We start from the raw sequence: 20,692 nt of genomic DNA on the forward strand, positions 1-20,692 counted from the left end.
CTACAGCACCAGGTTATGCCGGCCGGTATTCGTGATGTCGGTCTCGCCGCAAAGGCCCATTGTCACGTCCAGTTCCTTGTGGATCATCTCCAGAACCTTGGTCACGCCAGCCTTGCCCATTGCGCCGAGGCCATAGATGTAGGCCCGGCCGATATAGGTACTGTGAGCACCCATTGCGACCGCTCTGAAGACGTCCTGTCCTGAGCGGATCCCACCGTCGAAATGAACTTCGATCTTGTCCCCGACTGCGTCGACGATGTCGCCAAGGACGTCATAGGAGGCCAGAGCACCGTCCAGCTGACGTCCGCCATGGTTGGAGACCACGATCGCATCCACACCGAGGCCGGCAGCGATTTTTGCATCCTCGACATCGTTGATGCCTTTCAGGATCAGCTTGCGATCCCAGTGTTTCTTGACCCACTCGACCGAAGACCAGTCAAGTGTCGGGTCGAACTGGCTGTTCGTCCACTCAGCGAGCGACGACATGTCGTCGACACCAGCCACGTGCCCGTGAATGTTGCCGAATTCCCTGCGCTTTGTCTGAAGCATGTTCCAGCACCAGAATGGCTTGAATGCGAGATCGACAAGGACGCTCGGCTTTGGTTTGGGTGGTGTGCTCAGGCCGTTCTTGAGATCCTGATGGCGTTGGCCAAGCACCTGGAGGTCGAGGGTCAGCACAAGTGCCGAACAATCCGCCGCCGTCGCCCTTTGCATCAGGTTTTCCGAAAATCCCCTGTCGCGCATGACATAGAGCTGGAACCAGAAGGGGGTCTTGGTGTGCTCCGCAACGTCCTCGATCGAGCAAACGCTCATTGTGGAAAGCGTAAAGGGGATACCGAATTCTTCAGCCGCCTGTGCCGCGAGAATTTCACCGTCCGCGTGTTGCATGCCGGTGAGCCCGACAGGCGCCAATGCGACCGGCATGGCGACTTCCCGACCGATCATGGTCGACTTGACCGAACGGTTGTCGATGTTGCGGGCAACACGTTGACGCAGCTTCTGGCGTTGCAGCGCTGCTTCGTTTTCCCGGTAGGTGCTTTGCGTCCATGACCCGGTATCCGCATAGTCGTAGAACATTTTCGGAACCCTGCGCTTTGCAAGAGCCTGCATGTCGGCAACATCGGTAATAGTCGTCACGATTTATCCTCCCCCGGATCAGGATCGAGTGGAATTCTTAATGGGTTTGATACGACGCAGGCCCGCCAGTTGTTCGCGTTGGTCGAGTTGTTCGGCCTCGGCACGCGTGCCGCGTACATAGTCGATATGTTCTTCTGATGCGCGCTTTGCCCCGACAGCATCACCCTCGCAGATCGCGTCTGCGATCGCGACGTGCTGTTGCAGCAACTCGTCTCGTGCGCTCGGGTGGTGGTAGAGCCGGCCGCGATTGTAAAAGACACCGTTTTCAAGCAACCGGTAGCAGGAACGCAGCGTATGCAGCATCACCACGTTATGAGCCGCTTCGCCGACTGCATGGTGAAATTCGACATCAAGCAGCGCTTCGACGGAAAGGTCCTCTGCCTCGTGGGCATCGTGCATTTGTTTGACGATATCCTGGAGACGCTTGAGATCGGTAGGGGCTGCACGCATGGCTGCCTGGGCGGCCGCCTGTCCTTCGATCCCCCTTCGGAACTCGAAATAGTCATTGATGGCGTCCGGATGCCGGGCGATCAGCTCAATAATGGCATCGGAAAATATGGGACCGATCAGATCGCAGACATAGGTGCCGCCACCGCGCCGTGCTTCAATCAGCCTGCGTTCCTCAAGAGTTTTGAGCGCATCCCTGAGGACGGGTCTTGAGACTTTCATCTGTTCGGCCAGGTCCCGTTCGGACGGTAGCCGGTCACCGGAGTGCAGGACGCCTTTCAGGATCAGATTTTCAATCTGTTCCACAACGGCGTCGGCCGTTTTTTGATGATCAACAGGCTGAAACATGCGTGATGCATCCCTTCGTTGCCGCGCAACATAAGTGCAATGCAAAAATTGGTCAATTTTTTTATCCAATTATCATTGCGTCAAAACCGCCATCAGCGAACAATCATGGCCTGTGACAATATTAGACCTTGGTATAAGGCATTCTTTGTGATCAGAGTGCCTCGCAGACGGAACACTGGACAGGGGCGAGTATTGTGGGTCAGGGGTCAGAGAACGGGTCGTCGCTGCCGTCGTTCCGGACATCTCTCTTGCGCGAACGTGTGCTGGGAGAAGTGCATGCACGTCCATTCCGACCGCTGACGTGTCCCCGCACGGTATTGCACTATGCGTTCCTGACCAACGCGGAAGAGGCGGCTAGGGATCACGACTGGTTGTCGGAATTCTGCATGTCCCGAGGAGTGCCCGGGCCGGCGTCGGGGAACCGGCATCACACCCTGACTTTCGGCGGTGGAACCCTCAGCTGGGAACAGCACGCGGAATTCACGACCTACACCTGGGATGGAAGCGCGAGACCGGACCAGCTGTTCGGGCAACTTGCTGCGACACATCCGTTCGGCGCGGCCTTTCGCGCGCCTGGAGACCTTCTCGTTGCTGTACGCCTCGAATTGCGCGAACCGGTCGAAAACGAAGATTGGCGCAGCCAGTTTGACGAGAGCAGTCTGACGGTCTCGAACCTGGAAGACGGGGCAGCGACCGTGGTGACGGATTTCCGTCAGGACGGAGACGGACTGACACGCATGTTGTTGTTCAATCGATCCCTGAGCGGTGTGCAGTGCGGCGCTGTCGTGCAACGCCTTCTTGAGGTCGAAACCTATCGGACGCTTGCCATGCTGGGATTGTTTGAGGCAACAGGTCTGCAACCGGAAATCCGGCGTTTTGAGATCGAGTTGGCGGAAATGACCGGCCAGATGAAGGATGCCGCTGCGCTTGGAACCAACCAGGAGCTACTTGACAAGCTGTCTGCCCTGGCGGCGGCGCTGGAAGCCGGGGCGACGGCGAGTGCCTTCCGTTTCGGTGCTAGCCGCGCCTATGCCGAAATCGTCAAGGCCAGACTTGAGACATTGAGAGAAGAAGCCGCACCGGGCGATTTGTCCCTGGCATCGTTCCTGGCAAGACGCCTTGCACCTGCCATGCGAACCTGCCAGGCAATTGAAGACCGCCAGGCAATGCTGTCACGCAAGCTTGCCCGCGCGACGACATTGCTGCGCACGAGAGTTGACGTGGAACTGGAACAGCAGAACCGCAGCCTCCTGCAATCAATGAACCGCAGAGCCCGTCTGCAATTGCGACTTCAGCAAACCGTCGAAGGTCTGTCAGTCGCTGCGGTTTCCTATTATGTAGTCGGTTTGATTTCGTACCTGGCAAAGGCCGCCAAGGATGCGGGGCTTCCGGTTCCGAGCGCGAATATCACGACAGGCCTGGCAGTGCCGTTGGTCGTTTTGCTCATCTGGTGGGTCGTCAGGCGTATCCGCAAGCATCATGGTGAACATTGACTGAAGTTGCCGCAATGAAAAAGGCCGGGGAGCCCCGGCCTTTCCTGTAATGCGATGCCGATTGATCCTACTCGGTCGTGCCGTCTTCCTTGAATTGTGCAAGATAGGCAATCACGTTGTCGCGGTCCGCTTCTTTTCTCAGACCGGCAAATGCCATCTTGCCCTTGGGAATAAGGTCTTTCGGTTTAGTCAGATAGACGACGAGAGTGTCTTCGTCCCAGACTTTGCCGTCGCTCAATTCAACGAGGTTTTTCGAGTACTTGTATCCTTCGATACGTCCCCACGGAGCGCCAACCACCCCGTTCAGCTGCGGTCCGACCTTGTTTTTAGCACTTTCGCCAACGGCGTGGCAGGCGGCGCACTTTTTGAAAACTTTCTCACCCTTGGCAGGGTCGCCTTCGGCACTTGCCTGAGCGGTTACGGCCAGAAGCGCTGTTCCGGCGATCATCAGCAAACGCTGCATATAACTCTCCCTCAATTTGGGTGCATACATACCCTGGCACAAAAGACAGGAAGCCCGAACATGATGCAAGTGACGCACAGTCGCATCAGGAGAGATACTAATGCGGCAGTTAAACGTCACATGTCAAAATGGAGTGATCACCCGGCCTTTGCGCTGCTCGGCAGGCGGAGCCAGTCGTCAAGGCCGGCATCCCAATAGGGCGAAGTCCCGTAAAGACCGGCCAGGAAATCGATGAAGACCCGCACCTTGGCCGGCAGGAACTGACGGCTCGGATAAACGGCATGCAGGCCGACGTCCTTTGATGCCCTGTATTGAGGCAGCAGTATCTGCAACTTGCCTTCTCGTAGCTCCGGACCGACATCCCAGGTGGAACGAAGTGCCACGCCAACACCTGCAAGCAGGCATTCCCGCACGACTTCGTTTGAGTTTGTCTTGAGAGGCGCACGTGTACGCACGGTTTCGATTCCGGTGGGCCCGGCAAGCCGCCACGGATCCTGATTTGTCGCTGCAATCGTTACATGATTGCTTGCCAAATCCTCAATGCTGATCGGAACGCCGTGTTTTGCCAGATACTCCGGGCTGGCGCACAGGACACGGTGGACCGGGGCCAACCGCCTTGCGACCAGGCTTGAATCCGAAAGCTCCGCAATCCGGACCGCGAGATCATACCCATCGCCGACAATGTCCACAAAATCGTCGGACAGGTCGAGATTGACTGACAGGTCGGGGTTCTCGGACAGAAACCGTCCCAGATGCGGTGCAATGTGAAGGCGTCCGAACGACGTGGGAACGGCAACCCTGAGATTTCCCCGGGCCTTGGCGGATCCGCGCGAGACAAACGACTCTGCTTCTTCGACCGAGGCCAGAATGGCAATGACCCGTTCATAAAAGCCCTGACCAGCCTCGGTCATTGCGATCTGACGGGTTGTTCGCTGAAGAAGTCGCGTTCCCAGCTTTTCTTCCAGCCTTCGGATTCGTTTCGAAACCACCGCGGGGGACAGGCTCATTTCCCGACCGGCCGCCGACATGCTGCCTGCGCTCACCACGCGCGCAAAGATTTCCATGTCCGTCAGATTGCTCATTTTCAATCTCTCAGAAAGACGACAGATGCTGCTTGAACTCTCCCCAATGCGACAGACCATGTCAGAATTCGGGAACGTTCTTGAACTAACAGCACTTGTTACGGCAGGACAAGCCGACCAGATCAGTCGTTAAGACGGGAAAACAAATCCCCGTGGTCTTCTGGTCCTCATGGCCGTCGCCCCAGCAATTGGCAAGGCACTTTGGTCCGTCTCGCGCGGAGCGATATTCACAAGTCTGGACGAATGGGCAAAGGACTGTAATCTAGGCTGGCCGGATCAATGTGGATGCAACGAGATTCGCAGCTGCACAGGCCCGGTTTCGATAGAATGAATTTTAGCGGAGTGCGGTTATGAACGATCAGACCGATGTCGCAGGTTACATGGAACCCGGTGGTAAGAACGCCACTCTTATCTACATTCTTTATCTTGTCAGTATCATCGTCGGCATCACCTCGATTATCGGTGTAATTTTCGCCTATTTGAACAGGGGAAAAGCCGGGGGATGGGTCGAATCCCACTATACCTATCAGATCCGAACATTCTGGATCGGATTGCTGTACAGCCTTATAGGCGCCGTGCTGACATTCGTGTTCATTGGTATTTTCGTGCTGATCGCGACGCTTGTCTGGTTCATCATCCGGTGCATCAAGGGCGTGCAGACAGCCGGTCGCGGCGACGCGATTTCAAATCCGGAGACCTGGATGTTCTGAAGTCCTCGTCTCCGGATTGCTGAGGCTTGAGCCCTTTTTGTGCCGCGATCCGGTGCGTTGTCCGGTTCAGGGTGCCGCTGGAGCGGCAGCAATGGCTCGTGGTGCCTGAAATCTGAGTTGCCTTCGGCAACCATGTCCGGGGAAACGCTGTCCGGGGAAACGCCTGGATCGGCAGCTCAGCCTTCGCGCGTGCCGAGTTGCACCGGTGTTTTGTCCGGTTCGTTATCGGGATCCTGGCCTGCAATACGCAACGTGCGTTCCAGAAGCTGTTCATAGATCGGGCGCCCGCCGAGGTGGTGAGCAGTGAGCGATGCGGTCGTGCAGGTCACGAGCACGGGCATGATCAGGGCATAGGCTCCGGTCAACTCCATCACCAGCACGACGCCGACAAGGGGCGCACGAACGGACGCTGCAAAAAAACCGCCCATGGCAGCGACGGCACAGGCTGCCCGGAAATCAGCTTCCACGGGCAGCGTCTCGACGGCAATCACGCCGAACGCCAGTCCGGCGCATGTCGCAATGGACAGCATGGGGGCGAATATGCCGCCCGGGACACCGGACGCGTAGGAAAACAGCACGCCGCCAAAGCGCAGGAAGGTGAGCAACAAGAGAGCAAGAACGCCATAATGGCTGGATATCAGGTCATGGACCAGATCTTCGCCGCCGCCCGTTGCATCGGGAAACGCATTGAGCAGGATGCCCGTGACTGCGCCGATTGCAAGGGCCGGGAGCCATCTCAGACCCTTCGGGATTTTCAGAAACAGGTCCATGACCGTGATCAGCGCCTTGTTGAAGAAGACACCGAGCACACCGAGCAGGATGCCCATCAAGGCAAGCAGCAGGTAACTCCAGACCGGCAGGTAACGCACATCGACAACCAGGAGAGGGCCGGTTTGTGTGAGCTGTTCGGTAACGGCTGCACTCAGGATGGAGGCAATGATGACGGCCATGTAGGTACGGTAGCCGAACGGAAACTGCCGTCTCGTTTCCTCGACAATGAACAGGATTGCGGCAAGCGGCGCATTGAAGGCAGCGGCAAGTCCCGCGGCTGCTCCTGCTGCGAGAAGGCCCTTGTGATCGGCGGGAGAGACCTTGTGAGAGCGTGCGAGCGCTTCCGCAGTCATGGCTCCCATATGAATGGTCGGTCCTTCCCGCCCCAGCACCAGGCCAGAGCCGAGGGCAAGCAGGCCGCCAAAAAATTTTGCAATAAGCACCTGGGGCCAGTGAACCGGACGCCGGTCCTCCATCGCTCCTTCTATCTCCTGAATGCCGCTGCCGGCGGCTTCCGGAGCAACCCGTTGAACGAGGAGAAAAGCTGCGGCAACGCATATAGATGAAATGAGAATCGAAACGACATACGGCAATGCGCCACTGCCGAGAGAGTTTCTCAGGGCGGCGTACTGGGTAAACAGATGCTCGAGACCTGCATGAAAACCGGTCGCCAATCCTCCCACGAGAAGGCCGACCAGGGCCGCTTTCACGAAATAGGCCGCGTCGGACCGCGCAGATTCAATGTTGGTGCGTCGGGTCATACCCTGCGTCGTCTCGATACGCTTTGACGAGCGGAGATCCGCTCTTCGTTGAAAAACAAACTGCAAAGAAACCTGCAGCAGTGCAAGCAGTGGCTGGCAAACCAAACAAAACGCACGGCGTTGCCGTGCGTTCAGGTGATTTTCAGTTGTCGAGGTTGTGCATTAGAGAACGTGTACCTTGGTTCCGACGCCCACACGTTGATAGAGGTCCATGACATCTTCATTGCGCATGCGAATGCAGCCGGACGAGACTGCGTGTCCGATGGTCCAGGGCTGATTGGACCCGTGAATGCGATAAAGCGTGGACCCCAGATAGAGCGCCCTTGCCCCGAGCGGATTTTCCGGCCCGCCGGCCATGAAGACAGGCAGGTCGGGGCGGCGTTTGCGCATCGATGCTGGTGGACGCCAGTCCGGCCACTCGGCCTTGCGCGTGATACGATGCATGCCTGCCCACTCAAATCCGGGTTTGCCGACGCCGACACCATAGCGGCGAGCGGTTCCGTCCTTCTGGACCAGATAGAGGAAGCGGGCGTTCGTATCGATGACAATCGTGCCCGCCTTGTAAGGGCCGTCATAGTCGATGATCGTCGGAAGGAATTGAGGTGCAATCTGCCGGGTCTGCCGTTTGGGCTGTTGCCGGGCCGGTTCCATTCGGCGCGACCACCAATTGGCACGCCGGACCTTGGGCTGCTGGACCTGCCGCCTCTGTACGGGAGCTGCTGCGCGGCGCGCCGTGCCGGGCTGCAGCTGCAGCATCCAGGGTTCTGTCAGATTTGGGCTCAGAACCAGTGGGGGAGGCGAAACCTGGCCGGCAGACACCGGACCCGCCGAAATGAAGGCGCCGAGCAGGGTAGCTCCCGCCAGAAACAGTAAGTTCGAAGAACGTTTCTTCAAAAAGAACATGGCAACACTCGCAACTCATCATCAACCACGTCTTCCGGCAATTTTAAGTTGCCGGTTAACGAACTGGCAAGGATGATAAGCGGGCATGCTCAGGCAATAGTGAATCTCGACGTGAGAATTCGCGTAAATCTTTCTTATGGTTAGCCGAGTCTTGAGGAACAGGATTAACAGATCCCTGCCACGGTGGCGACCTGCTCGCACATCGATTTCCGATGATTGAAATCTTTGCGATTTCCAGCTTTCGTTGGTTAACGCACGCGCCTGCGGGCGTCACGCACAACCAGGGGCAGGATGGGTTTGGTCTGCTTCATCGACATGCCGGGCCTGATTCGGGGATCGTAAAGCATGTTCAAAATGATCTGGTCGAACACAGTAAACCGGCTGTGGCGCGAAGCATCGTTAAAAACCGAGTGTGTCAGGTCCTGATGATCGTTCATGGGGCCTAACCCCTGAAGGATTTCCTCGACAAGGCAGCGTTTGAACAGAAACTCCCCCTCATCTGAAACAATGACCGCGGACGAGCGTTTGATGCCCTTGCGACCGGAAACCACGCGCACCAGGCACCGGCCTGGGACTTTTGCACGGTCGTTTTTGTAAATGTCTCTTTGAACCACCGACACGTATTGCGCCCGGTCCACGACAAAAACCTCGAAATTCGCAGCGGCTGGATCGTTGGTAATGCTGGTTTCGAGACCACCGATCCGCCGGTCGATTTCCCGCACGAAACGATGGACCACGCGCGTGCGGTCGCGGCGTGACAGATTGTGTACGTAAAAGGTTACCGGCTGCGTGAACTTCTTGACCAGGTAGGGACGCCAGCTCCAGCTGCGGTACTCGAGCCCGAACACCGTCTTCTCGAAACCTCTCAGCAGTTCCTCGGTAGAAAATGAATCGTTTGCGGCTCGCGCCGACACGGAAATCATGAGCGCCGTAAGAAACAAACTTGTCAGCAATGCTGGCAGATGAAGGAAACGCATGGTTTTCATATAAGTCAGATCGCAGTTACCGGCCACATTCATGTTCAGTTCAAATATTCCCTGCGACGAAACCGGTGCGGGCATGTCCGGATCGTCGCAAATAATGTCGTTGAAAAAGATAACCAAACCGTTTGAGAGGAAAAAGAAGGAATATCGCGCCAAACATCGGACACCCCTGTCATTTTCGTCAATTCAGGGAAAAACATTTCTTTAAACTTCCGCTGCTACCAATTGGGTAATCGCTATTTGTATGCGCCGGCAGGGGCAAGGGACGGGAGAAGGCATGGCCGCGGTGAAGAGATCCTTTCGAGCGGAAAGCTTGATACGCATGAATACCGGGGCCGACAGTGATCCGGCCTTTGCCGAAGAACGACGGCATCAGGAAGTGTTGGCGGAAATTTCCAGTCTGAGATCATTGATCGGCAAAGGAGCTGCGCAAAAGGGCGACGCACTTGACCCCGAAGCGATGAGCCAGAAATTCATGTCCGAATTTCGCAAGGAATTGTCGGAGGCCGCTAAACTGAAGGTCGAGATCGACGCGATGTATGAAGCGATCGCTCAGACCAAAAAGGAAATTGCCACCCTGCACCACACCACTGGTTCCAAGGGTGAGGAAATGACCCGTGTCACCAACGAGCTTGATGCCGTTGTCGACGGGACAGAAGGGGCGACGGAAATGATTCTTTCTGCCGCCGAGTTTATTGACGAGACCGCCAACACACTTTCGGCTCGTGTCGGCAAAGAGGACTCTGAGCTCGCAAACGACATTCAGGAAAAGGTTGTTCAGATTTTCGAGGCCTGTAACTTCCAGGATCTTACAGGTCAGCGCATCACCAAGGTCGTTTCGACACTCCGGTTTGTCGAGGATCGCATCATGCAGATGATGGACATCTGGGGCGGAATTGACACCTTCAAGGACATTGAGCTCGAGCAACGGGAGTTCAAGGAAGGCGACGCGGCGCTGCTCAACGGTCCCGCACTGGAAACCGACAACGATGTTGCGTCCCAGGACGATATCGACGCCCTGTTTGCCTGACCCCCAATACAGTCGATTGAAAAGCCTGGCATTTCGCCGGGCTTTTTCGTTTTTCAAGCTTGGTTGGACACTTGTGCTTGTAACTTTTCTCGATCACCGCTACCAATTGAGAACAAATAGTGAATATCGGGTGAGGCATGAGCGAACAGGCAACCGGAAAAGACGTGAAACCCGAGCGGGACCCGGTCACCGGTCTCCTGAAAGGGCAGGACGGTAGGGGCCGTTGCTGGTGGCATGGTGGTCTTGAGGACTACCAGCGGTATCACGATACGGAGTGGGGCTGGCCGGTCGATGACGATCGGCGGCTTTTTGAGAAGGTCTGCCTCGAAGGCTTTCAGTCCGGCCTGTCCTGGTTGACGATCCTCAGGAAACGGGAAGGCTTCAGGGCGGCATTCGCCAATTTCGAGTTTGAAAGAGTGGCGAAGTTTAACGACGGCGATGTTGCAAGGTGTCTGGAAGACAGTGGTATCGTGCGGCACCGCAAGAAGATCGAGTCAACGATCAACAACGCCAATCGGGCTCTGGAACTCCAAACGGAATTTGGCTCGCTTGCGGCCTATTTCTGGTCCTTCGAACCCAAACCGGAAGACCGGCCGGCAAGGATCGATTTTGAAACCGCAAGAACGCTTGGCAAGACGGCTGAAAGCACGGCCCTTTCAAAGGACCTGAAAAAACGCGGCTGGAGCTTCGTCGGCCCTACGACCGTCTATGCGTTCATGCAGTCCATGGGCATGGTCAACGACCACCTGGAAGGTTGTTGTTGCCGGGACCAGGTTGAAAAGGCCAGGGAAGCGTTTGTGAGACCGACAAGGAAATAAAGAGGAGGTGCCTTTCGGGCCTGTTCATCGGCAGGCGCCGTGTCTTTGTCGGCCCGTCCTGCGTTCGGAATTCGCATTGATAAGCGTTGGTTCACCCGTCGACCCCGGAATTCCTTGAAGTGTCGGCCAGCACCAGACGCGAGTGCTCGTGATCGGACAATTTGCCGCGATTTACCCAGGCAAAACACGTGAAGATACGGAGCGACGGAAAACACGGCATACGCTAGCGTGGGAATGTCGAACGAAAGCGGATAGGTGCTGTCTTGAGATACCTGATTGCCTATGCAACCACCGAAGGACAAACGGAAAAGATTTCAAAATTCATTGGCGCGACCTTGTCGGGCGAGGGGAATGAGGTCCGATTTCACAATGTAAGTGATCTCTCCGGCGGGCTTTCCATTCCGGACTTTGACAAGACCATCATTGCCGGCTCCGTGCATTCGGCCAGGCACCAGCCTGATCTCGAATTGTTTGTCTTTGCCAACCGGGGCAGTCTCAACGAATTGCCTGGCCTGTTCGTGTCCGTAAGCCTGGCGGCGGCCTTTCAGGACACCAGGGAAGAGGCCGGGGAATATGTCGACACCTTTCTTCAGGCCGCAAGTTGGAAGCCAACGGAAATCGCTCTGATCGCCGGTGCGGTGAAACCGGGTTCCTATGACTGGTTTGAAAAGTCGGCCTTGTTGGAGGGTGATCTTGCGGATCACGTCAACAAGGAGCTCCAGAACACGCGCGAATTCACAGATTGGGATGTCCTGTCGCGACTGGTGTCGGATTTTGCGAAAGCGTGATTGCAATCGTATCGGCGCATTTCGCTATCAGGGACACGGTCTGCTTCGCAACAGCATGGCAGGACGGTGAACGCCGACGCGGCAGCTTCGTCTCCTTCGGAAATGCGCAGGATCACGTGACATTGCAAAGCATTCTCGGTGGCTGTGCACGGCGTCCCAAAGATGCGGACCGGCCTTATGACCCGGTTGGTCCGTCAACCTGTTGTTCAATGGCGTCCATTGCTGCAGAGGCGGCTTGTTCCTTTGTTTCCTCGCTCATGTCCTCTGCGCCGATGACTTCAACCTTGACGTTTCGTTGTGCGAAATTGATGCCTGCCTTTTCGAATTCATCCCGAATGCGTTGATAGGCATCGCGCCTGATGGTCCATTGCTCACCCGGTTTGGTCATGAATTTTACGCCGACGACCATGTTGAATTCCTCCATCCGCCGGACACCTTGAAACTTGAGCGGCTGCAGGAAATTCTTCCCGTATTCCGGGTTGTCCTGCAATTCGGCATCAATGCGTTTAACGATCTTTTTGGCGAGTTTGAGATCGGTGTCGAAAGGCACCCGGAATTCCAGTTTCATCATGACCCAGTCGCGGCTGTAATTGGTGAGCGACTTCAGTTCGCCGAACGGGATGGTGTGCACTGCACCCCGGTGGTGCCGGACTTGCAGGGAGCGAATGGACATGGATTCCACGGTGCCGCGCAAATCACCCATTTCAATATATTCGCCGACCCGAAAGGCATCGTCGATCAGGAAGAAGACGCCCGAGACGATATCGCGAACCAGGGCTTGGGCACCAAAACCGATCGCCAGTCCGACCACGCCCGCGCCGGCCAGCAACGGAGTAATGTTGATGCCCATCGATGAAAGCCCGATCAGCGCGACCATGACCAGAATCGTGACCAGCACGACTTTCTTGATCAGCGGCAGCAGCGTCGCCATGCGCGCCTCCGGCCCTGGCGCCACACCGGGCTGAAGTTTCGGCATCGCCGCCATACGCCGGTCAATTGCCGTCTTTGTAGCCGTCCAGATGAGGTCGCCAATCAGAAATGCCACCATGACGTCAACCAGGATTCGCACGATCTGAGCCGGCGTCGAATTCACGGCTGACAGGTTCCAGGGCTGCACACCCCAAAACAGCCCGATTGACACAACAGCCGTGACGACGACGACGAACCTGCCAAGGCGAATGGCAACGGGAAGATAGATCCCGTGATCCGCCTCCTCTTCCACGTCGCTGTCTCCATCCGGCTCGTCCGATACCGGATCGGGCCTGTTTGCCTTGAAAGCATGCTCGATCGTACGCCTCAGAATGCGCTCGATCGGCACAAGCAGGGCAATGACGGCCAGAGTGCCTGCCAGGCTGTAGGCACCAATCAGCCAGAGTATGAAGAGCATCAGCACCACAAAGGAGCCAAGGACCGGCATCAGAATGAAACGGCGCTGACGTTCGCTGCGCGCGTATAACAGCCACAACAGCAGGATGACCAGGACTGTCGTTGCGGCCGCGGCCGATATGTCAATGGCCAGGCCTGCAGCCTCATTCTGTCCCAGAAGCACTATGGTTTCTGCGAGACTGCCACCAAACAGCATGACGGCGGATGTCACCATGACCCCGAGATAGAGAAGCCGCGCATCCTGCCGGGAGAGTGGCACCAGTCTGAGCGCTTCGACGCGCGGAGCAAGCGCGAACAGCGCAATTGCCGCAATGGCCCGCATGATGACAAGCGAAATCAGCAGTTCCAGAACAAAGTCATAGGAGTTTTGCGGCCATTCGAAAATGACGAACGTGCCGATCGTGCCCAGGGAAAAACAGAAGGCACCGCCCGACACCAGTGCAAGGCGAGTGAGCGCCGAGCGGATTTTTTCAAGATAGGTGGTTGATTGATGCAGCTCGATACGTCGCCGGACAAATCCGGCGTAGCGCCAGTAGAGCCACTCAAGTCCTGCACCGACAAAAACGAAAATGATCAACAGAACAACAAGGTTCAACTGTTCCCGCGGTGAGAGTTCCTGTTGCCATGTGCTGGAAATGATCGACGGTGCCTGTGGCAACAGTGTCAGGGCGACACCGACCTGCCGCACCCTTGCCTGGACGGCCTCGAGCCCTTGTGCCGCAATGTCCCTGAAGGACTGGTTCTCCGGTGTACCCTCTCCGTTGAGTGCGTCGGCCCGTTGTTCCAGCCAGTTGACGATGGTCGGGTCGGCAAGAAGGCGGGCCAGTTCCTTGATGTCATTGGGTGAAGGTTCCGCGACCGTATCTTCAACTTCTGTTGAGCCGGATCCGGGCAAGGGCATTTGTGCCGAGACGGGCGAAATCATTTGAACGGCAAACAAACATGCGAGCGCTATCAGAAACCGGTTCATTGCGAGCCCTCACCCACCGAGGCAGGCTCGGGAACCGGTGGGTCCGGAACCTCGCCGCGCAGCAATTCCTGGTACTCGATCGGTGTGATATCCGGCGAGAACAAAGGCTCGACAAGCACGGAACCACCAACAGGCATGGCCTGGCATGCCAGCCGGTCCCCCGGAGCGGCAGACCGCCGTGCCAGGGTTTCGGCTTCTATAGGGCCGACCGGCGACAGGTTCCCGGCACCTTCGACAATGCGCACGGCACAAGAGCCGCAACGGCCTCGTGCTCCACACAGCGCGGCGTGCGGGGTATCCCTGGACTGGGCGGTCTCGAGAAGACTGAGGCCAGCTGGCCGGACGATCGTCGGGCCGTCGACATAATTCAGTGTGACCATCGGCCGCTTGCGCCACACCCGCACCGCACGCGCCGCGAAAACGACTGCGACAATGGCAGCATACGCCCACAATATCTGGTCCTGAATTCGCCAAAGCTGATCGCCGACCTGCCCATACAAAGTTGCCGTTTCGCGCACTGGCGCCATGAATTCGGCATTTCCGCTGTTCGCCAGCAGGATCTTGCCCGCCTCTACGAAGCCAAGCAGGGCGGCAACAGGAACGATCACGACAAACGGGTAGGAAACAGTTGAGATCCGGCCCCACCAGTTTTGGACCTGCATCCAGAGGAACAGTCCATAACAGCCGTGAATCCAGATGACGATGAGGGCGATCACCTGCTGAATTCCAAGATGCGGGACGAACATCCAGTAGACGGCAAGCACCCATTTGAAACTTGGTGTCGCTCCGGTCATCGCCGGCCCGACGACCGTCCCCATGATATGGGGCAGCAGGAGCGGCACGATCGCAATGCCGAGCAGCGCCTGGATGCTGTCACCCCAGTTGAAGAACAATCTGTTGCGCCAGAAGAGCGCCCAGATTCCAAGCGCCCCATGCAGAAGGAAGGACAACATAAGTATCGGACCGCCAACCGGATTGGTCCAGGGTCCCATCAGGAACCGACCGGCCGTTTCCATCGCCTCGATCGATCGCAGACCGAATGCCAGTGTAAGCAGATGTCCAAGCACAAACACGAATAAAACCAGACCGCTCGCGATCCGCAGTTTATTCAATAGTGTCATACCACTTCGCCCCTCGTACCCGTGGTCGTTGTCCGGCGCATCCTGATGCGAAACAACTAAGAGAGACCGTGAGCGCGCTCCTCAGCCTCGTACCCTTTGATTGTTAATGCATTATCGGTGTGTATTCCATCGGGATGCTGGATGCGGCGCAGGTATTCGGCGTTCAAAGTGTTGCGAGGCAGTTGTGATGTCTGCAGCGGTAAACCGGCAGCTGAAACTGAAGACCCGGGAAGACCGGATTGTGCCTCGATTTGCCCCTGGCTCCGGTCGAGACGGTGTCGAACCTGGAAATTCAGCTCAAGGCGAAACCTTCTGACGGGGAACGGAGACCGGCGGGGCTATCCGCCAACCTTTTCTTTCAAAGGTGTGAAAAGCGGATTTTCTCTGGAAAACACGTAGTCCAGCGTCTCGACGGTTACAGTGTCTGCACCTTCCTCGATCAGGAGCTGGGCGCAATCGGCGACAGCGTCCTTCGGGCACAGCACATTGACACGGTTTGCGTCATCGCTTTCGGAGAAACGCTGGATCGCGCCGACCTTGCTGACTGATCTCAGCGCCTGTGTCCTGTCATCGACCACTGCCTTGACAAGTCTGATGCCGCGCGCAGCTTCTTCAGCTGCCACCCGGTCCAGGATCGCTCTCGCTGCAGCGAGTGCAGTAACGCTCCAGTCGGCGTTGAGAGAGGCAACAAGATTGGCCTGGCTCTTCAGCATCACGCCATCGGCAAGGATCTTCAGGTTGTTGGCGTGAAGGGTCGATCCGGTGGTGGTGATATCGACGATGAGCTCCGCAGATCCGGCAGCAGGGGCACCTTCCGTTGCGCCCGCACTTTCAACGATGCGGTAGTCCGCTATTCCGTGCCGGGCGAAGAAAGCACGCGTCAGGTTCACGTATTTGGTCGCAACACGCAGGCGGCGACCATGACGGCTGCGGAAGTCGGAGGCGACGTCGCTCAGATCTGCCATCGATTCCACATCGATCCAGGCTTTCGGGACGGCAACGACGACATCGGCCGGCCCGAATCCGAGTGGTGTGACGACGTGAACATTGTTTGCCGGATCGCTGATATTCTCTTCGACAAGGTCCAGTCCGGTGACGCCGAAATGAACGGAGCCTTCAGAGAGCGCCCGGGCAATTTCAGAGGCCGACAAAAAGGCGATCTCGACGTTGTGCAACCCCTTGATGGCACCTCGATAGTTGCGCGCGCCGCCGGGCTGATCAACTTTCAGACCCGCGCGCCCGAAGAAAGCGTGGGTGTTTTCCTGGAGACGGCCCTTGGAGGGAATGGCGATGATGAGTTTGCTCATGAGTCAGCCCCGATACTGGCGGCGATCCGGTCCAGCCACATGGAAAAGCCGATGGCCGGTACGTTTTCGCCGGCCCCGAGAAGGGTCAGCAGCCTGTCATAGCGCCCGCCGCCAACCAGTGGTCCCGCGATCTGGTCCGAGGCCGAGTGTATCTCGAAGACAAATCCGGAATAATAGTCAAGTCGGCGGCCGAAATCAGCGGCGAACGAAAGCCGGGAAGGTTCAATGCCTTTGGCTGCAAGTGCCGACAGGCGGCACTCGAAGGCGGCAATCGGCTCTTCGAGGTCGAGACTGTGGTCCGTACCGAACGAACGCAGGGATGCAACGGCATTGTCGCCATCGGCTTTCAGGGCAAGATAGGCACGAAGCGTGACTGCCGCCTGCGCATGTCCGCGACCGCCGCTTGCAAGGGCGGCCTGTTCCAGGAACCGGTCGGCAATTTCGCTGGGTGTCCGCCCGCCGACGGCTGAAATGCCGGCGATTGACAGAAGGTCCTCGACAACGGCATGGGCGGCCGTCGGGTCCGCGCCCTCCAGTGCAGAAAGAAAACCGAGGCGCACATCCCGGCTGTCGTCATTCGCCGAAGCACTTCCCGCCATGCGGTCGATCGCGGCGGTCAGCTTGTCGGTTTCACCGAACAGATCACGCAAACGTCTCTTCCAGACGGCCGGCAGATCCAGCCCGGACAGGACAGCCGCGAGCAGCGTCTCGTCACCGATGCGAATGGAAGTGCCCGTTGCTCCGAATGTTTGAAGTGCACTCACGGACAGGGCCAGCAGATCGGCATCGGCTTCCGCGGTGTCTTTTCGGCCAAGGCTTTCTGCACCGAGTTGGGGAATTTCACCCAGCCCGTCCGGCCTCTGGCGAAACACCGGGCCGTTGTAGCAGTAGGCAGCCGGTAGGCTGGGTTTGTCCGCTGCCACGTGGTGCCGGCAGACCGGAATGGTGAAATCGGGGCGCAGGCAGAGATCCGTGCCATTGCTCCCCTGCGTCAGATACAGACGGCGCCGGATGTCTTCGCCTGTCAGGTCGAGAAAGACGTCTGCCGGCTGCAGGATCGGCGGGTTAACGAATTCATGTCCCGCATCCCTGAAAGCAGCAAGAACCGCTTCGATCTTGTTCGGGTCCAGCCCGGTTGTCTGAGCCGCCGTCATTGTTCAGCCCTCGTTTTGACGTCTGCGATCGTCTGCCTGGCCATCCAGAATGCCGCGCACGGTTTCCACCAGGTCAGCTTCCTTGATCGTGATCTGCGCCGGCCGGCTTTCCCGCCAGGTGATGTTGTCGGTTATTTCTTCCGACAACCGCTTGCCTTCGATCAGATCCTTGATCTGAAGATCACCGGCTTCCCGCTCATCCGACCCTTGAATGATGGCAATCGGACAGTTGCGCCGGTCGGCATATTTCAGCTGGTTGCCGAATTTCTTCCAGTTGCCCTGGTACATTTCGGCCCTGATACCTGCGCCGCGCAACTCCTGAACCATTTTCTGGTACCGCCCAAGAGCGTCGACATCGCCGTCCATCACGGTCACCAGAACAGGAGCGACAACCTCGGATCTGCCGAGCTTGCCGAGGTTCTTGAGCGCCGTCATCAGACGCGAGACGCCGATTGAAAACCCGGTTGCCGGTACGTCGCGGCCCGTGAAGCGCTTGACCAGCCCGTCGTAACGCCCACCGCCGCCAACGGACCCGAACTGCACGACCTCACCCTTTTCGTTGGTGACATCGAAGAGCAGCTCGGCTTCGTAGACAGGACCGGTGTAGTACTCCAGCCCACGCACGACGGAAGGGTCGATCTTGATACGGTCATCCGCATAGCCGCAGGCGTTGAACATTGCGGCCATCGTATTGAGTTCGGTGACGCCGTCATTTTCCAGGGAGCCGGTGCCGGATACAAAATCCGCGATGGTATCGATCGCAGATGCTTCTAGAGCGGCACCCTTGGTGAAATCACCGCTTTCGTCCTTGCGACCTTCTCCGAGCAGAAGGCGCACGCCGTCAATTCCGAACTTGTCGAGCTTGTCTATCGCTCTCAGAACAGTCAGACGGTGCCCATCGTTCTCTTCACCGCCAAGCCCGATGGACTCCAGAACGCCATCGAGAACCTTCCGGTTGTTGACCCGGATGACATACTGGCCGCGCGGAATGCCGAGGGCTTCCATCGTGTCGGCCATCATCATGCACATTTCCGCGTCCGCCTGGACGCCCGGAGCGCCGACCGTATCGGCGTCGAACTGCATGAACTGGCGGAAGCGGCCCGGGCCCGGCTTTTCGTTCCGGAACACCCAGCCCGCGCGGTAAGTGCGATAGGGAAGCTGGATCCCGTTGATGTTTTCCGAGACATGACGGGCGAGGGGTGCGGTCAGGTCGTAGCGCAGGCTCATCCACTGCTCGTCTTCGTCCTGCACCGAAAAGACACCGGCATTCGGCCGGTCGGTATCGGGCAGGAATTTGCCGAGGCAATCGGTATATTCGAAGGCAGGCGTTTCGACCGGATCGAAGCCGTATTGCTCGTAGACCGCCTGGATCTTGCTGATCATCTCATCCGTCGCGCGGATGTCGTCGGCAGAGCGGTCGACAAAGCCCCGCGGCAGGCGGGCCTTCAGTTTGTTCGGTTTTTTGGCCATGAAGTCGTCAGATCCCGGCGAGTTCCTGGCCGATTGCTGTCACATGTTTGTGGCAACCGGCGCTAAGACAATTGCGGTTGTCCTAGACGAAACAGCAGTTGAGAGCAAGGTTCGCGAAGGCGGGATCCTGAGGAGCGGACCCGGGGGTTATTCTGCCGGCAGCGAAATGCCGTCAGGTTTGCCTTGTTTGCATCACACTTACGGGTAAAAGGAGCGGACCGGGCATCGTGGTCCATGAAAACGAGCAATGAAGGACGTGTACTTGCCAGCGTATGGCGCGTCTTTGCTTGTATTTAACACATGGAAGGCTATGGTCCGCGAAATTTTCAGACGAGCGGCACGTCCTTTCACCCGATCGACGGGATGAAGAAGACGAACAGGGTTGAAACATGGAAAGCGCAGCCAGCATTGCACAAGGCACGGATGAGGGAGGCTGGGACAGCCCCCGAGACGCTTCCGGATTGCGTGCGGCAGAGCTGAGTGTCGTGCTGCCCAGTTTCAATGAAGCCGGCAATATCCCGATCCTCATCGATCTGCTCGACAAGGCCCTTTCAGGCATTGCCTGGGAGGCGATCGTGGTCGACGACAATTCACCGGACGGAACGACCGAGGTTGCCCGAAAGATCGCGGGTGTCGATCCGCGCGTGCGGGTTATCCGGCGGATCGGGCGCCGCGGACTGTCCGGCGCTTGCATCGAGGGAATCCTGTCGTCGTCAGCGCCGTTTGTCGCCATCATGGACGCCGATCTGCAGCACGATGAGACGCTGCTGCCGAAGATGTTCGCTGCAATCAAATCCGATGACACTGATCTTGTTGTCGCCAGCCGCAAGGTGGAAGGCGGCACTGTCGGCGAAGGCCTGTCCGCTATTCGCGCGTGGGGTTCAAATATCGCGAACGGGCTGGCTCAAAAGCTCCTGAACGTGACCTTGAGCGATCCGATGAGCGGTTTCTTCATGGTGCGCCGTGACAAGGCGGAGGCGCTCGCACCGCGTCTGTCGCCCCAGGGCTTCAAGATCCTGCTCGATCTGGTATCCAGCGCCAACGGTACGCTGAAGATCAAGGAACTTCCGTTCACCTTCCGTGAACGCCAGCATGGGGAAAGCAAGCTGGACACGCTGGTGACACTGGACTATTTCGGTCTGCTGCTGGCCAAGTACTTCGGCGATATCGTCTCCGTCCGCTTTCTGATGTTCGGACTTGTCGGCGCCAGCGGGCTTTTCGTCCATCTGGTCGCCCTGCGGTTCTTTTTGCTGGGCGGGATGGAATTCAATCTGGCGCAGACGGCAGCATCCTTCGTTGCCATGACATCGAATTTTTTCCTGAACAATCAGCTGACTTACCGTGACCGGCGCCTCAGGGGCGTGAGGGCACTGATCGGTCTCCTGACTTTCTATGCCGTCTGCTCCGTTGGTGTGCTCGCCAATGTCGGCGTCGCCAACCTGATTTACGCCGACCCGGTTTATTGGTGGGTTGCCGGAACCGCAGGTGCCGTGATGGGAGCGGTATGGAATTACGCGGCCAGCTCCGCGCTCACCTGGCGGAGATCGTAA

General features: G+C 57.7%; 18 protein-coding genes. 6 read left to right on the plus strand and 12 right to left on the minus strand.

The window, feature by feature from the left end; genetic code table 11:
- Both LA5095_RS00510 and LA5095_RS00515 read right to left on the minus strand, forming a co-directional pair.
- Entirely contained in the window at positions 1-1,137 is a 1,137-nt protein-coding gene (locus tag LA5095_RS00510) for an alpha-hydroxy acid oxidase (protein WP_055111029.1), read from the minus strand.
- Positions 1,138-1,155: 18 nt separating this feature from the next.
- The gene (locus LA5095_RS00515; RefSeq protein ID WP_055111031.1) at positions 1,156-1,932 is read right to left on the minus strand and encodes a FadR/GntR family transcriptional regulator; all 777 of its coding nucleotides are present in this window, start codon (positions 1,930-1,932) and stop codon (positions 1,156-1,158) included.
- Positions 1,933-2,126: 194 nt separating this feature from the next.
- Between LA5095_RS00515 and LA5095_RS00520 the strand changes: the two genes are divergently transcribed.
- Positions 2,127-3,425, plus strand: coding sequence for a DUF3422 family protein (locus tag LA5095_RS00520; protein ID WP_055111033.1), 1,299 nt, complete (start codon positions 2,127-2,129; stop codon positions 3,423-3,425).
- Positions 3,426-3,492: 67 nt separating this feature from the next.
- On the opposite strand, the gene LA5095_RS00525 is transcribed toward LA5095_RS00520, so the two are convergent.
- Together LA5095_RS00525 and LA5095_RS00530 are read right to left on the minus strand one after the other, a co-directional pair.
- Positions 3,493-3,888: a c-type cytochrome gene (locus LA5095_RS00525; protein WP_055111035.1), complete on the minus strand. Its 396-nt coding sequence runs from the start codon at positions 3,886-3,888 to the stop codon at positions 3,493-3,495.
- 137 nt (positions 3,889-4,025) lie between these two features.
- A complete protein-coding gene (locus LA5095_RS00530; RefSeq protein ID WP_055111037.1) occupies positions 4,026-4,970 on the minus strand; it encodes a LysR family transcriptional regulator in 945 nt (314 codons plus the stop codon).
- A 350-nt stretch (positions 4,971-5,320) separates the two neighbouring features.
- Between LA5095_RS00530 and LA5095_RS00535 the strand changes: the two genes are divergently transcribed.
- Complete coding sequence (locus LA5095_RS00535; RefSeq protein ID WP_029062145.1) at positions 5,321-5,680, plus strand: DUF4870 family protein; 360 nt, start codon at positions 5,321-5,323, stop codon at positions 5,678-5,680.
- Positions 5,681-5,856: 176 nt separating this feature from the next.
- On the opposite strand, the gene clcA is transcribed toward LA5095_RS00535, so the two are convergent.
- The 3 genes from clcA to LA5095_RS00550 all read right to left on the minus strand — a co-directional run bounded on the left by clcA (position 5,857) and on the right by LA5095_RS00550 (position 9,176).
- The gene (clcA, locus tag LA5095_RS00540; protein WP_306359035.1) at positions 5,857-7,317 is read right to left on the minus strand and encodes a H(+)/Cl(-) exchange transporter ClcA; all 1,461 of its coding nucleotides are present in this window, start codon (positions 7,315-7,317) and stop codon (positions 5,857-5,859) included.
- Positions 7,318-7,374: 57 nt separating this feature from the next.
- Positions 7,375-8,115, minus strand: coding sequence for a L,D-transpeptidase (locus LA5095_RS00545; RefSeq protein ID WP_055111039.1), 741 nt, complete (start codon positions 8,113-8,115; stop codon positions 7,375-7,377).
- Between the two features lie 248 nt (positions 8,116-8,363).
- Complete coding sequence (locus tag LA5095_RS00550) at positions 8,364-9,176, minus strand: DUF2927 domain-containing protein (RefSeq protein ID WP_208992507.1); 813 nt, start codon at positions 9,174-9,176, stop codon at positions 8,364-8,366.
- Between the two features lie 199 nt (positions 9,177-9,375).
- Here LA5095_RS00550 and LA5095_RS00555 point away from each other — a divergent pair, with 199 nt between their 5' ends.
- From LA5095_RS00555 to LA5095_RS00565, 3 genes are all read left to right on the plus strand, one after another.
- Positions 9,376-10,128, plus strand: a complete 753-nt coding sequence (locus LA5095_RS00555) for a protein phosphatase CheZ (protein WP_082442702.1) — start codon at positions 9,376-9,378, stop codon at positions 10,126-10,128.
- Positions 10,129-10,265: 137 nt separating this feature from the next.
- Entirely contained in the window at positions 10,266-10,946 is a 681-nt protein-coding gene (locus tag LA5095_RS00560; RefSeq protein WP_055111042.1) for a DNA-3-methyladenine glycosylase I, read from the plus strand.
- 263 nt (positions 10,947-11,209) lie between these two features.
- On the plus strand, positions 11,210-11,734 hold the full coding sequence (locus LA5095_RS00565; protein ID WP_055111044.1) for a flavodoxin domain-containing protein: 525 nt from the start codon (positions 11,210-11,212) through the stop codon (positions 11,732-11,734).
- Between the two features lie 175 nt (positions 11,735-11,909).
- Here the strand turns inward: LA5095_RS00565 and LA5095_RS00570 are convergent, their stop codons facing one another.
- The 5 genes from LA5095_RS00570 to hisS all read right to left on the minus strand — a co-directional run bounded on the left by LA5095_RS00570 (position 11,910) and on the right by hisS (position 19,142).
- On the minus strand, positions 11,910-14,090 hold the full coding sequence (locus LA5095_RS00570) for a mechanosensitive ion channel family protein (RefSeq protein WP_055111046.1): 2,181 nt from the start codon (positions 14,088-14,090) through the stop codon (positions 11,910-11,912).
- Positions 14,087-15,211: a 2Fe-2S iron-sulfur cluster-binding protein gene (locus LA5095_RS00575; protein ID WP_082442704.1), complete on the minus strand. Its 1,125-nt coding sequence runs from the start codon at positions 15,209-15,211 to the stop codon at positions 14,087-14,089. Before LA5095_RS00575 ends, LA5095_RS00570 begins: the two co-directional genes overlap by 4 nt.
- A 338-nt stretch (positions 15,212-15,549) precedes the next feature.
- The gene (gene hisG, locus LA5095_RS00580; RefSeq protein ID WP_055111050.1) at positions 15,550-16,518 is read right to left on the minus strand and encodes an ATP phosphoribosyltransferase; all 969 of its coding nucleotides are present in this window, start codon (positions 16,516-16,518) and stop codon (positions 15,550-15,552) included.
- Positions 16,515-17,672, minus strand: a complete 1,158-nt coding sequence (locus tag LA5095_RS00585; RefSeq protein ID WP_055111052.1) for an ATP phosphoribosyltransferase regulatory subunit — start codon at positions 17,670-17,672, stop codon at positions 16,515-16,517. The genes hisG and LA5095_RS00585 overlap by 4 nt, the downstream gene beginning before the upstream one ends.
- A 3-nt stretch (positions 17,673-17,675) precedes the next feature.
- Entirely contained in the window at positions 17,676-19,142 is a 1,467-nt protein-coding gene (gene hisS / locus LA5095_RS00590) for a histidine--tRNA ligase (protein WP_055111054.1), read from the minus strand.
- Between the two features lie 389 nt (positions 19,143-19,531).
- Here hisS and LA5095_RS00600 point away from each other — a divergent pair, with 389 nt between their 5' ends.
- Entirely contained in the window at positions 19,532-20,692 is a 1,161-nt protein-coding gene (locus LA5095_RS00600; RefSeq protein ID WP_082442705.1) for a glycosyltransferase, read from the plus strand.

The organism is Roseibium album (assembly GCF_001404515.1).
GTDB lineage: Bacteria > Pseudomonadota > Alphaproteobacteria > Rhizobiales > Stappiaceae > Roseibium > Roseibium album.

Coding starts and splice junctions, on each gene's coding strand:
- LA5095_RS00525 (WP_055111035.1), bottom strand. CDS start 3,888: ATGCAGCGTTTGCTGATGATCGCCGGAACAGCGCTTCTGGCCGTAACC.
- LA5095_RS00555 (WP_082442702.1), top strand. CDS start 9,376: ATGGCCGCGGTGAAGAGATCCTTTCGAGCGGAAAGCTTGATACGCATG.
- LA5095_RS00545 (WP_055111039.1), bottom strand. CDS start 8,115: ATGTTCTTTTTGAAGAAACGTTCTTCGAACTTACTGTTTCTGGCGGGA.
- LA5095_RS00550 (WP_208992507.1), bottom strand. CDS start 9,176: ATGCCCGCACCGGTTTCGTCGCAGGGAATATTTGAACTGAACATGAAT.
- LA5095_RS00560 (WP_055111042.1), top strand. CDS start 10,266: ATGAGCGAACAGGCAACCGGAAAAGACGTGAAACCCGAGCGGGACCCG.
- LA5095_RS00575 (WP_082442704.1), bottom strand. CDS start 15,211: ATGACACTATTGAATAAACTGCGGATCGCGAGCGGTCTGGTTTTATTC.
- LA5095_RS00600 (WP_082442705.1), top strand. CDS start 19,532: ATGGAAAGCGCAGCCAGCATTGCACAAGGCACGGATGAGGGAGGCTGG.
- LA5095_RS00570 (WP_055111046.1), bottom strand. CDS start 14,090: ATGAACCGGTTTCTGATAGCGCTCGCATGTTTGTTTGCCGTTCAAATG.
- LA5095_RS00585 (WP_055111052.1), bottom strand. CDS start 17,672: ATGACGGCGGCTCAGACAACCGGGCTGGACCCGAACAAGATCGAAGCG.
- LA5095_RS00535 (WP_029062145.1), top strand. CDS start 5,321: ATGAACGATCAGACCGATGTCGCAGGTTACATGGAACCCGGTGGTAAG.
- hisG (WP_055111050.1), bottom strand. CDS start 16,518: ATGAGCAAACTCATCATCGCCATTCCCTCCAAGGGCCGTCTCCAGGAA.
- hisS (WP_055111054.1), bottom strand. CDS start 19,142: ATGGCCAAAAAACCGAACAAACTGAAGGCCCGCCTGCCGCGGGGCTTT.
- LA5095_RS00530 (WP_055111037.1), bottom strand. CDS start 4,970: ATGAGCAATCTGACGGACATGGAAATCTTTGCGCGCGTGGTGAGCGCA.
- LA5095_RS00515 (WP_055111031.1), bottom strand. CDS start 1,932: ATGTTTCAGCCTGTTGATCATCAAAAAACGGCCGACGCCGTTGTGGAA.